The following is a 16,052-nucleotide window of genomic DNA, read 5'->3' as shown; positions in this document are numbered from 1 at the left end:
GGGTTAATCTCAGACGAGCGAGCTACCCGCTCGCGCTCCACTCGCGGTGGCCTGGTGACGCAGCCACCACGGGAAGTCGGTTCGGTACATCAGGTACCGCCAGTACGACTCGGCCACGGGACAGGGCCGGTCGGCCATCACCGTTTCACCGGACGTGTGCGCGTCCGGCTCGACGGCACCGGGCGTGTGCGCTCGCAGCCCGGATCACACCCGCATCTCCTCCGCACCCGGTGCGCCCCTTCGGCGCACCCGGGCGCGTTCCCAGTCGTCACCCTCATTCCTGGAGTCCCGCGATGGCCACTCCCCTGTCCGACGCCCCTCTGTCCCCGATCCGGACCGTCGCCATCGTCGGCCTCGGCACCATGGGCACCGGCATCACCGAGGTGCTCGCCAAGGCCGGCCGCGAGGTCGTCGGCATCGACATCAGCGAGGCCGCGGCGGCCCAGTCGGTCGCCGCCCTGGAGGCCTCCACCGCCCGCGCCGTGGAGCGGGGCAGGCTCACCGAGCAGGAGCGCGCCGCCGCGCTCGGCCGGGTCCGCACCACCACCGACCTGGCCGAGGCGGCCGACGCCGACCTGGTCATCGAGGTGGCGCCGGAGTCGTACGAGATCAAGCAGCAGATCTTCCGCGCGCTGGACGGCATCGTGCGCCCCGAGGCGATCCTCGCCACCGGGACCAACGCGCTGTCCGTCACCCGGCTCGCCGCCGACTCCGCGCGCCCCGAGCGGGTGCTGGGCCTGCACTTCTTCAACCCGGCCCCGGCGATGAAGCTGGTCGAGGTGGTCTCCTCGGTGCTGACCGCACCCGCGGCCGTCACCGCCGTCACCGGCCTCGCCCTCGACCTCGGCAAGGAGCCCGTCGCGGTGGGCGACCGGCCCGGATTCGTCGCCGACGGACTGCTGTTCGGCTACCTCAACCAGGCCGCGGCGATGTACGAGGCCAAGTACGCCTCCCGCGAGGACATCGACGCCGCCATGCGGCTCGGCTGCGGTCTGCCCATGGGCCCGCTCGCCCTGCTCGACCTGATCGGCATCGACACCGCCCGCACGGTCCTGGACGCCATGTACGCCGAGTCCCGCGACCGGCTGCACGCCCCGGCGCCGATCCTCAAGCAGCTCAGCGAGGCGGGCCTGACGGGCCGTAAGTCGGGCCGCGGCTTCTACACGTACGAGGCACCGGGCAGCGCGACGGTCGTGCCGGACGCCCTGACCCCGCTGTCCGGAGGCGTCGAGGCCCCCGGCCGCGAGGTCCGCTCGGTCGGCGTCGCCGGTTCCGGCACCATGGCCTCCGGCATCGCCGAGGTCTTCGCCAAGGCCGGCTACGAGGTCGTCCTCGCCGCCCGCAGCGAGGAGAAGGCCCAGACCGCCAAGGCCCGGATCGGCAAGTCGCTGGCGCGCTCCGTCGACAAGGGCCGGATGACCGCGGAGGCCGCCGCCCAGACCCTGGAGCGAATCACCCCGGCGGGCAGCTACGACGCCTTCGCCGAGGTCGACCTGGCCGTCGAGGCGGTCGCCGAGGACCTGGAGATCAAGCAGCAGCTGTTCCAGGCGCTGGACAAGGTCTGCAAGCCGGGCGCGGTGCTGGCCACCACGACCTCCTCGCTGCCCGTCGTCGCCTGCGCCCGGGCCACCACGCGTCCGCAGGACGTGATCGGCATGCACTTCTTCAACCCGGCCCCGGCGATGAAGCTGGTCGAGGTCGTCCGTACCGTCCTGACCGCCGACGACGTGCACGCCACCGTGCGCGAGGTCTGCGGGCGGATCAGGAAGCACGCGGTGGACTGCGGCGACCGCGCCGGATTCATCGTGAACGCCCTGCTCTTCCCGTACCTGAACAACGCGATCAAGATGGTCCAGGAGCACTACGCCACCCTCGACGACATCGACGCGGCGATGAAGCTCGGCGGCGGCTACCCCATGGGTCCGTTCGAACTGCTGGACGTCGTCGGGCTCGACGTCTCGCTGGCCATCGAGAAGGTGCTGCACCGCGAGTTCCGCGACCCGGGTCTGGCGCCGGCCCCCCTGCTGGAGCATCTGGTGGCCGCGGGCTGCCTCGGCCGCAAGACCGGCCGCGGTTTCCGCGAATATGCCCGCCGCTGACCGTCCCGGCGACTGGTTCCGCGTCGGCGAGGACTGGGGCGGACTGCTCGACCCCACGGCCGTTCCCCCGCCCGTCCCGGGCGGGGGAACCCCGGGACATGCGCACCATCCTGCGCAGATGCAGTACGTTCGGGTCATGTCCCAGCCCGCCAAGTCCTCACGTACACCAGCCACGCCCGACGCGCCGGAGAGTGCCGCAGGCAGTCGCGCGGCCGCCCAGCGGCTCAAGATGCGCCGAGAGCTGGCGGCCGCTGCGATGGACCTGTTCGCCACGAAGGGGTACGAGGCGACCACCGTCGACGAGATCGCGGCGCAGGCCGGGGTCGCCCGCCGCACCTTCTTCCGCCACTTCCGCTCCAAGGAAGAGGCGATCTTCCCCGATCACGACGACACCCTGATCCGTGCCGAGGCGGTGCTCAACGCCGCCCCAGCGCACGAGCATCCGCTCGACACGGTCTGCCGCGGCATCAAGGAAGTCATGCGGATGTACGCGGCCCGCCCGGAGATCTCGGTCGCCCGCTACAAGCTCACGCGCGAGGTGCCCACCCTGCGCGAGGCCGAGATCGCCTCGGTGGCCCGCTACGAACGCCTCTTCACCCGCTACCTCCTCGGCCACTTCGACGAGCACGCGCACGACGACGACGCCAACGACGACCCGCTGCTGGCCGAGGTCGCCGCCTCCGCCGTGGTCACCGCCCACAACCACGTGCTGCGCCGCTGGCTGCGCGCGGGCGGCCAGGGCGACGTGGAGGCCCAGCTGGACCACGCCTTCGCGATCGTCCGCAAGACCTTCGGCACCGGCATCGGGGCCGGCCGGGCCACCACGCCCCAGCCGGCCGCGGCGACGGTCTCCACCCAGGGCGAGGTGCTGGTGACGGTCGCCCGCACGGACGCCCCGCTGGACCAGGTGATGCGGACCATCGAGGAGGCGCTCAAGGAGCGCTGAGGCCCCTCGCGAGGACACTTCGCCACTGTGATGACGGCCACCCCACGGGGTGGCCGTTTTGGCATGTCAGAGCAGGTTTTCCGGCACTTTTCAGGATGCGTTCGATCGATCATCGCTCATTTGTTACGTAAAGATTTCACTTGAGAGCAACTTCTGGCACTCAGTGCCTTGCGAGCTGACACGCGGTGTCATACGTTCAAGGTGTCCGGCCTGTCCCGACGAGCCCAACGGCTCGCGCGCCGGACGCCTGCGTCACAGGCAACCTCCCGCGCCACAAAGCGCCGCCGAAGCACCACCCGCCGAACCGACGGCACCTCGGAACACACCCTCAGCAGCACCGACGTAACCCTCAGCGTCCCTCCCCTCAGGGGACGCGTATCGCCGGAGGCATCACCGTGACCGTGAAGGACATCCTCGCCGCGATCCAGTCGCCCGACTCCACCTCGGCCGACTTCGCCGCTCTGCCGCTCCCCGAGTCGTACCGCGCGATCACCGTGCACAAGGACGAGACGGAGATGTTCGCCGGGCTCGCCAGCCGCGACAAGGACCCCCGCAAGTCGATCCACCTGGACGACGTGCCGCTGCCCGAACTCGGCCCGGGCGAGGCCCTGGTGGCCGTCATGGCCTCCTCGGTCAACTACAACTCCGTGTGGACCTCGATCTTCGAGCCGCTGTCCACCTTCGGATTCCTCGAGCGCTACGGCCGCACCAGCGACCTGGCCAAGCGCCACGATCTGCCGTACCACATCATCGGCTCCGACCTCGCGGGCGTCGTCCTGCGCACCGGCCCCGGCGTGAACTCCTGGAAGCCCGGTGACGAGGTCGTCGCGCACTGTCTGTCGGTGGAGCTGGAATCGTCCGACGGCCACAACGACACCATGCTCGACCCCGAGCAGCGGATCTGGGGCTTCGAGACCAACTTCGGCGGCCTCGCCGAGATCGCGCTGGTCAAGTCCAACCAGCTGATGCCGAAGCCGGATCACCTCAGCTGGGAGGAGGCCGCCGCCCCCGGTCTGGTCAACTCCACCGCCTACCGCCAGCTGGTCTCCCGCAACGGCGCCGGCATGAAGCAGGGCGACAACGTCCTGATCTGGGGCGCGAGCGGCGGACTCGGCTCCTACGCCACGCAGTTCGCGCTGGCCGGTGGCGCCACCCCGATCTGCGTGGTGAGCAGCCCGCAGAAGGCGGAGATCTGCCGCGCCATGGGCGCCGAGGCGATCATCGACCGCAACGCCGAGGGCTACAAGTTCTGGAAGGACGAGAACACCCAGGACCCGAAGGAATGGAAGCGCTTCGGCAAGCGCATCCGCGAGTTCACCGGCGGCGAGGACATCGACATCGTCTTCGAGCACCCCGGCCGCGAGACCTTCGGCGCCTCGGTCTTCGTCACCCGCAAGGGCGGCACCATCACCACCTGCGCCTCGACCTCGGGCTACATGCACGAGTACGACAACCGCTACCTGTGGATGTCGCTGAAGCGGATCATCGGCTCGCACTTCGCCAACTACCGCGAGGCCTGGGAGGCCAACCGGCTGATCGCGAAGGGCAAGATCCACCCGACGCTGTCGAAGACGTACTCCTTGGAGGACACCGGCCAGGCCGCCTTCGACGTGCACCGCAACCTCCACCAGGGCAAGGTCGGCGTGCTGTGCCTGGCCCCCGAGGAGGGTCTGGGCGTGCGCGACGAGGAGATGCGCGCCAAGCACCTCGACGCCATCAACCGCTTCCGGAACATCTGAGGTCCGTCCATGAGTGAGCGTCAGAAGGACCGGCCGTGGCTCATGCGGACCTACGCCGGTCACTCCACGGCCGAGGCGTCCAACGAGCTGTACCGCCGCAACCTCGCCAAGGGTCAGACCGGTCTGTCGGTCGCGTTCGACCTGCCGACCCAGACCGGCTACGACCCGGACCACATCCTCGCCCGCGGCGAGGTCGGCCGGGTCGGGGTTCCGGTCTCGCACCTCGGTGACATGCGCCGGCTGTTCCAGGACATCCCCCTGGAGCAGATGAACACCTCGATGACCATCAACGCCACCGCCATGTGGCTGCTGGCGCTCTACCAGGTCGTCGCGGAGGAGCAGGGTGCCGACATCACCAAGCTCCAGGGCACGACCCAGAACGACATCGTCAAGGAGTACCTGTCCCGCGGCACGCACGTGTTCCCGCCGGGACCGAGCCTCCGGCTGACGACGGACATGATCGCGTACACGGTCTCCCACATCCCGAAGTGGAACCCGATCAACATCTGCAGCTACCACCTGCAGGAGGCGGGCGCCACGCCGGTCCAGGAGATCGCGTACGCGATGTCCACCGCCGTCGCGGTCCTCGACGCCGTGCGCGACAGCGGCCAGGTCCCCGAGGAGCGCATGGGCGATGTCGTCGCCCGGATCTCCTTCTTCGTCAACGCGGGCGTCCGCTTCGTCGAGGAGATGTGCAAGATGCGCGCCTTCGGCCGCATCTGGGACAAGGTCACCCGCGAGCGCTACGGCATCCAGGACCCCAAGCAGCGCCGGTTCCGCTACGGCGTCCAGGTCAACTCCCTGGGCCTGACGGAGGCGCAGCCGGAGAACAACGTCCAGCGGATCGTGCTGGAGATGCTGGCGGTCACCCTCTCCAAGGACGCCCGCGCGCGTGCCGTCCAGCTCCCGGCCTGGAACGAGGCCCTCGGTCTGCCCCGGCCCTGGGACCAGCAGTGGTCGCTGCGGATCCAGCAGGTGCTCGCCCACGAGAGCGACCTGCTGGAGTACGAGGACCTCTTCGAGGGCTCGCACGTCGTCGAGAAGAAGGTGGCCCAGCTCGTCGAGGAGTCCCTCGCCGAGATGGAGCGGATCCAGGAGATGGGCGGCGCGATGGCCGCCGTCGAGTCGGGCTACCTGAAGTCGCAGCTGGTCTCCTCGCACGCCGAGCGCCGCGCCCGGATCGAGTCCGGCCAGGAGAAGATCGTCGGCGTCAACATCTTCGAGACGACCGAGCCCAACCCCCTGACGGCAGACCTGGACACGGCCATCCAGACCGTCGACCCCGCGGTCGAGGCCCGGGTGATCGAGGCCATCGGCACCTGGCGGGACACCCGCTACGCGCCGCCCTTCAACCACCCGCGCCCCTGCAAGGCGCTGGAGCGGCTGAAGGAGGCCGCGAAGGGCACCGACAACCTCATGGAGGCCACCCTGGAGTGCGCCCGCGCCGGCGTCACGACCGGCGAGTGGGCCGGGGCCCTGCGCGAGGTGTTCGGCGAGTTCCGGGCGCCGACGGGCGTGTCGTCCGCGCCGGTGGCCATCCCCGCCGAGGAGGGCTCGGCCCTGTCCGGGGTCCGCCGCAAGGTCGAACTGACCGCCCAGGACATGGGCGTGGGCAAGCTCCGCTTCCTGGTCGGCAAGCCGGGCCTGGACGGGCACTCCAACGGCGCCGAGCAGATCGCCGTGCGGGCCCGTGACGCCGGGTTCGAGGTCGTCTACCAGGGCATCCGGCTCACCCCGGAGCAGATCGTGGACGCCGCCATCGCCGAGGACGTGCACGCGGTGGGCCTGTCCATCCTCTCCGGCTCGCACGCCCAGCTGGTGCCGGACGTGCTGGATCGGCTGCGTGTGGCCGGTGCCACAGATATCCCGGTGATCGCCGGTGGCATCATCCCGAATGGTGACGCCGAGCAGCTCCGGGCCGCCGGAGTGGCCGCGGTGTTCACCCCGAAGGACTTCGACATCACCGGAATCATCGGCCGCATCGTCGACGAGATCCGCAAAGCGAACAAGCTCGACCCCCTGGAGGTCCCCGCATGACCACGGTCAACCGCCTTCGCCCCCGGCGTTCCTGCCTGGCGGTGCCGGGCTCGAACCCGCGCTTCCTGGAGAAGGCCCAGGGCCTCCCGGCCGACCAGGTCTTCCTGGACCTCGAGGACGCCTGCGCCCCGCTGGCCAAGCCCGAGGCGCGGCACACCATCGTCAAGTTCCTCAACGAGGGCGACTGGACGGGCAAGACGCGGGTCGTGCGGGTGAACGACTGGACGACCGAGTGGACGTACCGCGATGTCGTCACGGTCGTCGAGGGCGCGGGCCAGAACCTCGACTGCATCATGCTGCCGAAGGTGCAGACGGCTGAGCAGATCGTCGCGCTGGACCTGCTGCTGACCCAGATCGAGAAGACGATGGGCTTCGAGGTCGGCAAGATCGGCATCGAGGCGCAGATCGAGAACGCGCAGGGCCTGAACAACGTCAACGCGATCGCGACGGCCTCCCAGCGTGTCGAGACCATCATCTTCGGCCCGGCCGACTTCATGGCCTCCATCAACATGAAGTCGCTGGTCGTGGGCGAGCAGCCGCCCGGCTACCCGGCGGACGCCTACCACTACATCCTGATGAAGATCCTGATGGCCGCCCGCGCCAACAACCTCCAGGCGATCGACGGCCCCTACCTCCAGATCCGCAACATCGACGGCTACCGCGAGGTCGCCCAGCGCGCCGCCGCGCTCGGCTTCGACGGCAAGTGGGTGCTGCACCCGGGCCAGGTCGAGGCGTCCAACGAGATCTTCTCGCCCTCGCAGGAGGACTTCGACCACGCCGAGCTGATCCTGGACGCGTACGACTACTACACGTCCGAGGCGGGCGGCAAGAAGGGCTCCGCGATGCTCGGCGACGAGATGATCGACGAGGCCAGCCGCAAGATGGCACTGGTCGTCTCCGGCAAGGGCCGCGCGGCCGGCATGCAGCGCACGAGCAAGTTCGAGATCCCGGAGGCCTGAGCGCGATGCAGTTCGGACGCACGTATGAGGAGTTCGAGGTCGGGGCGACGTACAAGCACTGGCCCGGGAAGACGGTCACGGAGTACGACGACCACCTGTTCTGTCTTCTCACCATGAACCACCACCCGCTCCACATGGACACCAACTACGCCGAGAAGACGACGGACTTCGGCAAGAACGTGGTGGTCGGGAACTACATCTACTCGCTGCTGCTCGGCATGTCCGTCCCGGACATCTCCGGCAAGGCGATCGCCAACCTGGAGATCGAGTCGCTCAAGCACGTGGCGCCGACCTTCCACGGCGACACGATCTACGGCCAGACGACCGTGCTCGACAAGTGGCCGTCGAAGTCGAAGAACGACCGCGGCATCGTCTACGTCGAGACCAAGGGCTACAAGCAGGACGGCACGCTCGTCTGCGTGTTCCGCCGCAAGGTGATGGTGCCGACCGAGACGTACATCAAGGAGCGCGGCGGCGAGCAGCCGGGCCGCCCGGAACTCAAGCAGCAGGAGAAGTAGGCCATGGCCCGTCTCGCCCAGACCGCCGGTCTGACCGACATCCAGCAGGAGATCCTCTCCACCGTCCGCGACTTCGTGGACAAGGAGATCATCCCGGTCGCCACCGAGCTGGAGCACCGCGACGAGTACCCGCAGCAGATCGTCGACGGCCTCAAGGAGTTGGGCCTGTTCGGCCTGATGATCCCCGAGGAGTACGGCGGTCTGGGCGAGTCGCTCCTGACGTACGCCCTGTGCGTCGAGGAGATCGCCCGCGGCTGGATGTCGGTGTCCGGCATCATCAACACCCACTTCATCGTGGCGTACATGCTCAAGCAGCACGGGACGCAGGAGCAGAAGGACCACTTCCTGCCGAGGATGGCGGCCGGTGACATCCGCGGCGCCTTCTCCATGTCGGAGCCGGGCCTCGGCTCGGATGTGTCGGCCATCACGTCCAAGGCGGTGAAGGACGGCGACGAGTACGTCCTGAACGGTCAGAAGATGTGGCTGACGAACGGCGGAACGTCCTCTCTGGTGGCCGTTTTGGTCCGCAGTGACGAAGGTCACCCGGAGGGCACCGCGCCCCACAAGTCGATGACGACCTTCCTCGTCGAGAAGGAGCCCGGCTTCGGTGAGGTCCGCCCCGGCCTGACCATTCCGGGCAAGATCGACAAGATGGGGTACAAGGGCGTCGACACGACCGAACTCATCATGGATGGCCTGCGCGTTCCCGCCGACCGGGTGCTCGGCGGGGTCACCGGCCGAGGTTTTTACCAAATGATGGACGGCGTCGAGGTCGGCCGCGTAAATGTCGCGGCGCGTGGCTGTGGCGTCGCACAGCGTGCGTTCGAACTCGGCATCCAGTACGCCCAGCAACGTCACACTTTCGGCAAGGCGATCGCCCAGCACCAGGCGATCCAGTTCAAGCTCGCCGAGATGGCTACCAAGGTCGAGGCCGCCCATGCCATGATGGTGAACGCGGCACGCAAAAAGGACTCCGGGGAACGAAACGACCTTGAGGCTGGGATGGCGAAGTACCTCGCCTCCGAGTACTGCAAGGAGGTCGTGGAGGACGCCTTCCGGATCCACGGCGGCTACGGCTTCTCCAAGGAGTACGAGATCGAGCGCCTCTACCGGGAGGCCCCGATGCTGCTGATCGGTGAAGGTACCGCCGAGATCCAGAAAATGATCATCGGGCGCAGGTTGCTCGAAGAGTATCGGTTCCAGGGCTAGATGTCCGGGTTCGGGGTGTTTTCTTCGAGAAGAAGATCACACCCCGTCAACACTCTTCGGCCTCCGACTCGGCTTCCTGGCTTGCCCAGTTGTGGCCCGCGCCCGGTACGATCCCGGGAAAGCCGCCGTCCCCCCTCACCGCGCGGCATCATCCGCTACGAAGGTCATCCATGCCCCACAGCCAAACCTCTGCACCTCGCGACAGCCTGGCCGGCGTACGCCTGGCACGCGGAGCATCGCCGTGGCTTCTCCCGACCGTCGCCACCGCCGCCCTCAGCCTGGCCAGGGCCCGCCGCTCCGGCGCCGCCAAGGCCGTCGCCGTGCCCGCCACCGCCCTCGCGGCGGGCATGCTGTGGTTCTTCCGCGACCCCGAGCGCGAGATCGCCCAGGGCCGGGTCATCTCGCCCGCCGACGGTGTGGTGCAGAGCATCATGCCGTGGAAGGACGGCCGTACCCGCGTCGCGATCTTCATGAGCCCGCTCAACGTCCACGTCAACCGCGCGCCGCTCTCCGGCACGGTGACCTCGGTCGAGCACATCCCGGGTGGGTTCGTTCCGGCGTTCAACAAGGAGAGCGAGAACAACGAGCGCGTAGTCTGGCATTTCGACACCGAACTCGGGGACATCGAGATGATCCAGATCGCCGGCGCGGTAGCCCGTCGCATCGTGCCCTACATCCCTCAGGGGACGAAGGTCGAGCAGGGCGAGCGGATCGGTCTGATCCGCTTCGGCTCGCGTGTCGACATCTACCTGCCCGAGGGCGTGGAGGTCGCGGTCGAGGTCGGGCAGAAGACCGTGGCTGGGGTGACTCGCATTGACCGTGATTGATCCGGAGACACAGGCGGGCTGGGTGCCCGAGGCTGACGACGTGGACGACGAGGAGGAGATGCCTCTTTCTCTCCGCCTGTCGATAGCGGACACCCTCACCCTCGGCAACGCCACGTGCGGCTTCATGGCGGTGTACTTCACCACCACCGGCATCCTGATCCCGCACCTCACGGGTGACGATCTGGGCATGGCCCGCAACAGCGCGGCCACGGCCGTGATCCTGATGCTGTGCGCGGCCGTCTTCGACCTGTTCGACGGTCTCGTCGCCCGCAAGCTGCGGTCGTCGCCGATGGGTGCGGAGCTGGACAACCTCTCCGATCTGATCAGTTTCGGCCTCGCGCCCGCGTACTTCGTTCTCGTGTACGGCATGGTCGCGCGGGACGCGCATGAGCGGGTCGCGGCGGTGGGCGCGATCGTCGTGCTGCTGGCGGTGGTCCTGCGACTGGCGCGCTTCTCCTGCGTGACACCGCCGAACGGCATGTTCCAGGGCATGCCCTCGCCGTTCGGCGCGCTGACGGTGGTCTCGATCGTGCTGCTGGAGCTGCCCTTCGTGGCGACGCTGCTGGCGATCATCGGCACGGCCTGGCTGATGGTGAGCCGGGTCGAGTACCCCAAGCCGCGCGGGCGGCTGGCCGTCGCGATGCTGGCGTGGATCGTGCTGTCGATGGGGCTGCTGGCGGCATGGGCGTTCGACGCCCCGAGCGGCCAGCTGCTGCTCCAGACGGGCTGCGCGCTGCAGCTGGTCATGGGCGCGGTGATCCCCCTGTTCGCCACGGCCCGCCGGGTGAACAACTTCCGCGACAACCGCCGCGAGGCTCGGGCGGCGCAGCTGCCGTAACACTCCGCTGAGCAGAGAAAGGGCCCCGAACCACTTCGGTTCGGGGCCCTTCTTTTGTGGGCGTTTCTGGTCTTTCAGCCCGTCCGGCGTTTCTGGTCTTTCAGCCCGTCCGGCGTTTGAGGACGAGGCCCGTTCAGGGCCGAAGCGGGGGTCTGGGGGCGGCAGCCCCCAGGGACGGGACGGGTAGGGGCGGCGGGGGCGAGAAAGCCCTGCCTCAGCGCAGGAAGTCCTCAGCGATCCGAGCCGCGGACCGCTCCAGAATCGGCCCCGCATCCGAAATGCACTTCGCGACATCCGGCTCAAGATCCGTCAGCGCGTACGCCCGCCGGATGCCCGCCCGGCCCAGCGCCTCCGGAGGCAGAGCCAGCCGGCCGCACACCGCGACGACCTCCTTGCCTGCCGCCCGAGCCGCCGCCGCGACCCCCGCCGGCGCCTTCCCGTGCAGGGTCTGCTCGTCCAGCGAACCCTCGCCGGTGATCACCAGGTCCGCCCGCTCCAGCGCCGGGGCGAAGCCCAGCACGTCGAGCATGACCTCGATCCCGGCCCGGAACCCGGCGCCGAGGAGCAGGGCGCCGTACCCGATGCCGCCCGCCGCGCCCGCGCCCGGCGAGGCCGCGTACTCGGCGGCCCGGGAGCCCACCGTCTCCTCCAGCACCTTCGCGAAGTGCGCGAGCGCCGCGTCCAGCGTGGCCACGTCGTCCGGCGAGGCGCCCTTCTGCGGGCCGTACACCGCCGGGGCGCCCTTCGGGCCCGTCAGGGGGTTGTCGACATCGCTGGCGAGCACCAGCTCGACCGAGGACAGCCGCGGGTCGAGACCCGAGAGGTCCGCCGAGGCCAGCTCCGCGAGGCCGCCGCCGCCCGGCGGCACCGGCTCACCGTCCGCGTCCAGGAACCGCGCGCCGAGCGCCGAGAGCATCCCGGCGCCGCCGTCGGTCGTGGCGCTGCCGCCGACGCCGAACACGATCGTCCGCGCGCCCGCGTCCAGCGCGGCGCGCAGCAGTTCCCCGGAGCCGTACGTGGAGGCCGTCAGCGGCGCGAAGAAGCCGGCCGGGAGCCGCTGGAGCCCGCTGGCCTCCGCCATCTCCACGACGGCCGTGGCACCGCGCAGCGCGAAGGCCGCCGTGACGTCGTCGCCGAGGGGCCCGGCGACCCGTACCTCGCGACGCTCGAAACCGGCCGCGACCGCGGCGTCCACGGTGCCGTCGCCGCCGTCGGCCACGGGCAGCGCCTCGGCCTCGACGTCCGGCACGACGCTGCGCAGCCCGGCCGTCACCCGCTCGGCGACCTGTACGGCCGTGAGCGAGCCCTTAAACTTGTCCGCGGCGATGAGCACGCGCTGTGTCACCTGTGATCCCCTTGCTCTCCGGGCCTCGCGCATGTCAAGGCCAGTCGCGCCGCTGCGACCTTAACCGGAGGACACCCTCGCCGTCATGCCCCGCCCGCTCCCTGGACGGACCCCACGCCCCGCCCCGCACCCCACACTCCGCTGCCCCTCCCCCACCCCCTCATGCCCCGAAGCCCCACCCCCCGCTCCGCAGGACCCGGCCCACCCGCTGTCCGGCCCCGGCGTAATCGGGTAAACCGGTGCTATGACCCCTGTGGGCACCGAGCCAGAGTTCGCCGACCGCGTTCTGGGGGGCTGGCTGGGCCGGATCGCCGGCAACATGCTGGGCAAACCGGTCGAGCAGGGCGACCTGTGGACGCGGGACCGGATCGACCGCTATCTGCGGCGGGCCGCGGCCCTGCCGCTCACCGACTATCTGCCCGAGCCGCCGCCGGGCGAGAACGACGCCTTCGAGCTGCGGCCCGAGTGGCGCCAGTGCGTGCGCGGCCGGATCCACGGCAGTTGCCGGGACGACGATGTCGACTACGCCATCCTCGGCCTGGACCTGCTGGAGACGCACGGCTTCGGCTTCAGCACCGAGCAGGTCGGCGACCTGTGGCTGCTGCGGCTGCCGTACCTGCAGACCTTCACCGCCGAGCGGGCCGCCTACCGCAACCTCGCCAATGGCCTCAAGCCGCCGCTCACCGCCACCTTCGACAACCCCTACCAGGAGTGGATCGGCGCCCTGATCCGCGCCGACATCTTCGGCTGGACCAGCCCGGGCGTCCCGCACCGCGCCGCCTCGCTGGCCCGCCGGGACGCGGTGCTGTCGCACACCGGAAACGGCGTGTACGGCGCCATGTGGGCGGCGGCGCTGGTCGCGGCGGCGTTCACCGCGCCCACCGTGCGGCACGCCCTGACCGAGGCGCTCACCGTCATCCCGGCGAGCAGCCGGCTCGCGCGCACCGTGCGCCGGGTGATCTCGCTCCACGACACCCGGATGACCTGGGAGGACACGCTCACGACGGTGGCCGAGGAGACGGCGGGCCTCGGCTGGATCCACACGGTCCCGAACGCCGCCGTCCTCACCGCGGGACTGCTGTACGGCGACGGGGACTTCACCCGGACCATCACCCTGACGGTCCGGGGCGGTCTGGACACCGACTCCAACGGGGCGACCGCGGGGTCGGTGGCGGGGGTGCTGACCGGGGCGGAGGCGATCCCGGGGCAGTGGCGGGACCCGTTGGAGGACACGGTGCGCAGTGCGGTGTTCGGGTTCGACGGGGTGCGGATCAGCGAGCTGGCGGAGCGCACGACCCGGCTGGTCGACGGGGAGTGACTCGCTACCCTTCCGGGATGACCACTCAGGACTTCGCCACGTACATCGCGGGTCTGCCCCGTGTCCTCGCCGGTGCCGCCGCCCTGTTCCGGGACGCGGCGGGCCGGGTGCTGCTCGTCGAGCCCAACTACCGCGAGGGCTGGGCGCTTCCGGGCGGCACGGTCGAGTCCGAGGACGGCGAGACCCCGCGCCAGGGCGCGCGCCGGGAGACGGCCGAGGAGATCGGTCTGGACGTCGCGCTGGGCCCGCTGCTCGCGGTGGACTGGGTGCACGGGACGGGCCGGCCGCCCCTGGTCGCCTACTTGTACGACGGAGGCGTCCTGGACGAGGACGACTTCAAGGCGATCCGGCTGCAGGAGGAGGAGTTGCTGTCCTGGCGGCTGGTCCCGCGCGAGGAGCTCACCGAGCATCTGCCGGGCGCGCTCGGCCGTCGCGTGCTGGCCGCCCTGGACGTGCTGGAGAACGGCGGCGGCACGGCGGAACTGGAGAACGGCCGCCGGGCCGGCTGACGGGCATCGGCCCGCCGGACCACCACCCGAATATCCGTTCGCCGCTCCCCGGCCCCCGCCCTACCCTCGGTGCCATGAACAAGCCCCTCGTCGCCCTGCTCAGCGGCGCCGGTATCAGCACGGACTCCGGGATTCCCGACTACCGCGGCCCGAACGGACTGTGGCGGCGGGATCCGGACGCCGAGAAGCTCGTGACGTACGAGTACTACATGGGCGACCCGGAGATCCGACGGCGCTCCTGGCAGATGCGGCGCGAGAACCGCGCGCTGCGGGCCGAGCCGAACGCCGCGCACCACGCGGTCGCCGAGCTGGAGCGGTCCGGGGTGCCGGTCAGGGTGATCACCCAGAACGTGGACGGGCTGCACCAGCTGGCCGGGCTGCCGGCCCGCAAGGTCCTCGAACTGCACGGCAGCGCACGGAGTTTCGTGTGCACCGGCTGCCATGCCCGCGGCTCGATGGAGAACGCCCTCGCCCGCGTCGAGGCCGGTGAGGAGGACCCGTCGTGTCTGGAGTGCGGCGGAATCCTGAAGTCGGCCACCGTCATGTTCGGCGAGCGGCTCGACCCGGTGGTGCTGGGCCAGGCGGCCTCGATCGCCAAGGCCTGCCAGGTGTTCATCGCGGTCGGCACCAGCCTCCAGGTACAGCCCGCGGCGGGCCTCGCCGGGGTCGCCGCCGACCACGGCGCACGGCTCGTCATCGTCAACGCCGAGCCCACGCCGTACGACGAACGCGCCGACGAGGTGATCCGGGAGCCGATCGGCACCGCGCTGCCGAAGCTGCTGCGGGGGCTCGGCGATCGGACCAGAATGCGATCATGACCTCTGCCATCCGTCATGTGACGATCGATTCCGCCGACGCCTACCGGCTCGCCTCCTTCTGGTCCCAGGTGCTCGGGCTGCCCGTGCACGAGGACGACAGGCCCGGCGACGAGGACGTGCTGATCGAGGGGGCGGGGCTGCTGTTCGTCACCGTCCCGGAGCCCAAGACCGTGAAGAACCGGGTGCACCTGGACCTTCAGCCGCAGGACCGCACCCGGGACGAGGAGGTCGAGCGGGTCCTCGCCCTCGGCGCCTCCCTGGTCGACGACCGCCGCACCCCGGACGGCAAGGGCTGGGCGGTGCTCGCCGATCCGGAGGGCAACGAGTTCTGTGTGGAGCGCGGGGCGGCGGAGCGAGCGGGCGAACCCGGAGCCTGAGAAACCGGGACCCGAGAAGCCAGGGTTCAGAACAGCGCCGTGCCGCTCTCGAAGTCCAGCAGCCGCTGCTTGCGGTCCAGGCCGCCGCCGTACCCCGTGAGGCCGCCACTCGCTCCCACGACGCGGTGGCAGGGCACGATGATGCCGATCGGGTTCTTGCCGTTGGCCAGGCCGACCGCGCGGGAGGCACCCCGGTTGCCGAGGGCGTCGGCCAGATCGCCGTACGTACGGGTCTCGCCGTAGGGGATCCGGCACAGCTGGTCCCAGACCGTGCGCTGGAACGGCGTTCCCCTCAGGCGCAGTTCGAGGGTGAACTCCTTCAGCTCGCCCGCGAAGTAGGCCTCCAGTTCCTCCTCGGCCCGCGCGAACAGGGTGTCGTCGCGGGCGCCGAAGGTCTCCTCGGACGGACGGTGGCGCTGCTCGGTCATGTAGAGGCCGCACAGGACGCCGTCGTCGGCGACCAGGGTCAGCGGCCCGTAGGGGCTGTCGATCACGGTGTGCTGGTACATGGAA

General features: G+C 70.0%; 15 protein-coding genes. 13 read left to right on the top strand and 2 right to left on the bottom strand.

Annotation, left to right across the window (positions count from 1 at the left end; genetic code table 11):
* The first annotated feature begins 293 nt into the window (after positions 1–293).
* The 9 genes from AC068Z_RS26945 to pssA all read left to right on the top strand — a co-directional run bounded on the left by AC068Z_RS26945 (position 294) and on the right by pssA (position 11,172).
* Positions 294–2,099: a 3-hydroxyacyl-CoA dehydrogenase family protein gene (locus AC068Z_RS26945; RefSeq protein WP_478560660.1), complete on the top strand. Its 1,806-nt coding sequence runs from the start codon at positions 294–296 to the stop codon at positions 2,097–2,099.
* Positions 2,100–2,235: 136 nt separating this feature from the next.
* Positions 2,236–3,045, top strand: coding sequence for a TetR family transcriptional regulator (locus AC068Z_RS26940; RefSeq protein ID WP_451725122.1), 810 nt, complete (start codon positions 2,236–2,238; stop codon positions 3,043–3,045).
* A gap of 401 nt (positions 3,046–3,446) precedes the next feature.
* Complete coding sequence (gene ccrA / locus AC068Z_RS26935) at positions 3,447–4,784, top strand: crotonyl-CoA carboxylase/reductase (protein ID WP_478561011.1); 1,338 nt, start codon at positions 3,447–3,449, stop codon at positions 4,782–4,784.
* A 9-nt stretch (positions 4,785–4,793) separates the two neighbouring features.
* Positions 4,794–6,821 (top strand): protein meaA, encoded by a 2,028-nt coding sequence (locus tag AC068Z_RS26930; protein WP_478560657.1) that lies wholly within the window; start codon positions 4,794–4,796, stop codon positions 6,819–6,821.
* On the top strand, positions 6,818–7,780 hold the full coding sequence (locus AC068Z_RS26925) for an HpcH/HpaI aldolase/citrate lyase family protein (RefSeq protein WP_478560654.1): 963 nt from the start codon (positions 6,818–6,820) through the stop codon (positions 7,778–7,780). Before AC068Z_RS26930 ends, AC068Z_RS26925 begins: the two co-directional genes overlap by 4 nt.
* 5 nt (positions 7,781–7,785) lie before the next feature.
* Positions 7,786–8,298, top strand: a complete 513-nt coding sequence (locus AC068Z_RS26920; protein WP_062716551.1) for a MaoC family dehydratase — start codon at positions 7,786–7,788, stop codon at positions 8,296–8,298.
* Between the two features lie 3 nt (positions 8,299–8,301).
* Positions 8,302–9,507 (top strand): acyl-CoA dehydrogenase family protein, encoded by a 1,206-nt coding sequence (locus AC068Z_RS26915; protein WP_478560650.1) that lies wholly within the window; start codon positions 8,302–8,304, stop codon positions 9,505–9,507.
* 170 nt (positions 9,508–9,677) lie between these two features.
* Positions 9,678–10,334 carry a phosphatidylserine decarboxylase gene (locus AC068Z_RS26910; protein WP_478560647.1) on the top strand — a complete coding sequence of 219 codons (657 nt, stop codon included), beginning with the start codon at positions 9,678–9,680 and terminating at the stop codon, positions 10,332–10,334.
* Positions 10,321–11,172, top strand: a complete 852-nt coding sequence (gene pssA / locus AC068Z_RS26905; RefSeq protein ID WP_478560644.1) for a CDP-diacylglycerol--serine O-phosphatidyltransferase — start codon at positions 10,321–10,323, stop codon at positions 11,170–11,172. Before AC068Z_RS26910 ends, pssA begins: the two co-directional genes overlap by 14 nt.
* A gap of 214 nt (positions 11,173–11,386) precedes the next feature.
* Here the strand turns inward: pssA and AC068Z_RS26900 are convergent, their stop codons facing one another.
* Complete coding sequence (locus tag AC068Z_RS26900) at positions 11,387–12,550, bottom strand: glycerate kinase (protein ID WP_478560641.1); 1,164 nt, start codon at positions 12,548–12,550, stop codon at positions 11,387–11,389.
* A gap of 211 nt (positions 12,551–12,761) precedes the next feature.
* Between AC068Z_RS26900 and AC068Z_RS26895 the strand changes: the two genes are divergently transcribed.
* The 4 genes from AC068Z_RS26895 to AC068Z_RS26880 all read left to right on the top strand — a co-directional run bounded on the left by AC068Z_RS26895 (position 12,762) and on the right by AC068Z_RS26880 (position 15,539).
* Positions 12,762–13,835 (top strand): ADP-ribosylglycohydrolase family protein, encoded by a 1,074-nt coding sequence (locus tag AC068Z_RS26895; protein WP_478560638.1) that lies wholly within the window; start codon positions 12,762–12,764, stop codon positions 13,833–13,835.
* 17 nt (positions 13,836–13,852) lie between these two features.
* Positions 13,853–14,344, top strand: coding sequence for an NUDIX domain-containing protein (locus AC068Z_RS26890; protein ID WP_478560635.1), 492 nt, complete (start codon positions 13,853–13,855; stop codon positions 14,342–14,344).
* A gap of 74 nt (positions 14,345–14,418) precedes the next feature.
* On the top strand, positions 14,419–15,162 hold the full coding sequence (locus AC068Z_RS26885; protein WP_478560632.1) for an SIR2 family NAD-dependent protein deacylase: 744 nt from the start codon (positions 14,419–14,421) through the stop codon (positions 15,160–15,162).
* Positions 15,159–15,539 carry a VOC family protein gene (locus AC068Z_RS26880; RefSeq protein WP_478560629.1) on the top strand — a complete coding sequence of 127 codons (381 nt, stop codon included), beginning with the start codon at positions 15,159–15,161 and terminating at the stop codon, positions 15,537–15,539. The genes AC068Z_RS26885 and AC068Z_RS26880 overlap by 4 nt, the downstream gene beginning before the upstream one ends.
* 26 nt (positions 15,540–15,565) lie before the next feature.
* On the opposite strand, the gene AC068Z_RS26875 is transcribed toward AC068Z_RS26880, so the two are convergent.
* Complete coding sequence (locus AC068Z_RS26875) at positions 15,566–16,048, bottom strand: methylated-DNA--[protein]-cysteine S-methyltransferase (RefSeq protein ID WP_478560626.1); 483 nt, start codon at positions 16,046–16,048, stop codon at positions 15,566–15,568.
* Positions 16,049–16,052 lie beyond the last annotated feature (4 nt).

This window comes from Streptomyces sp. NPDC043726, assembly GCF_056436565.1.
This window is presented reverse-complemented; position numbering and strand designations above follow the sequence as displayed.

Excerpts from the sequence above, each read along its gene's own strand:
- AC068Z_RS26945 (WP_478560660.1), top strand. The coding sequence starts at position 294 with ATGGCCACTCCCCTGTCCGACGCCCCTCTGTCCCCGATCCGGACCGTC.
- AC068Z_RS26940 (WP_451725122.1), top strand. The coding sequence starts at position 2,236 with ATGTCCCAGCCCGCCAAGTCCTCACGTACACCAGCCACGCCCGACGCG.
- AC068Z_RS26930 (WP_478560657.1), top strand. The coding sequence starts at position 4,794 with ATGAGTGAGCGTCAGAAGGACCGGCCGTGGCTCATGCGGACCTACGCC.
- AC068Z_RS26925 (WP_478560654.1), top strand. The coding sequence starts at position 6,818 with ATGACCACGGTCAACCGCCTTCGCCCCCGGCGTTCCTGCCTGGCGGTG.
- AC068Z_RS26920 (WP_062716551.1), top strand. The coding sequence starts at position 7,786 with ATGCAGTTCGGACGCACGTATGAGGAGTTCGAGGTCGGGGCGACGTAC.
- AC068Z_RS26915 (WP_478560650.1), top strand. The coding sequence starts at position 8,302 with ATGGCCCGTCTCGCCCAGACCGCCGGTCTGACCGACATCCAGCAGGAG.
- AC068Z_RS26910 (WP_478560647.1), top strand. The coding sequence starts at position 9,678 with ATGCCCCACAGCCAAACCTCTGCACCTCGCGACAGCCTGGCCGGCGTA.
- AC068Z_RS26900 (WP_478560641.1), bottom strand. The coding sequence starts at position 12,550 with ATGCGCGAGGCCCGGAGAGCAAGGGGATCACAGGTGACACAGCGCGTG.
- AC068Z_RS26895 (WP_478560638.1), top strand. The coding sequence starts at position 12,762 with ATGACCCCTGTGGGCACCGAGCCAGAGTTCGCCGACCGCGTTCTGGGG.
- AC068Z_RS26890 (WP_478560635.1), top strand. The coding sequence starts at position 13,853 with ATGACCACTCAGGACTTCGCCACGTACATCGCGGGTCTGCCCCGTGTC.
- AC068Z_RS26885 (WP_478560632.1), top strand. The coding sequence starts at position 14,419 with ATGAACAAGCCCCTCGTCGCCCTGCTCAGCGGCGCCGGTATCAGCACG.
- AC068Z_RS26880 (WP_478560629.1), top strand. The coding sequence starts at position 15,159 with ATGACCTCTGCCATCCGTCATGTGACGATCGATTCCGCCGACGCCTAC.
- AC068Z_RS26875 (WP_478560626.1), bottom strand. The coding sequence starts at position 16,048 with ATGTACCAGCACACCGTGATCGACAGCCCCTACGGGCCGCTGACCCTG.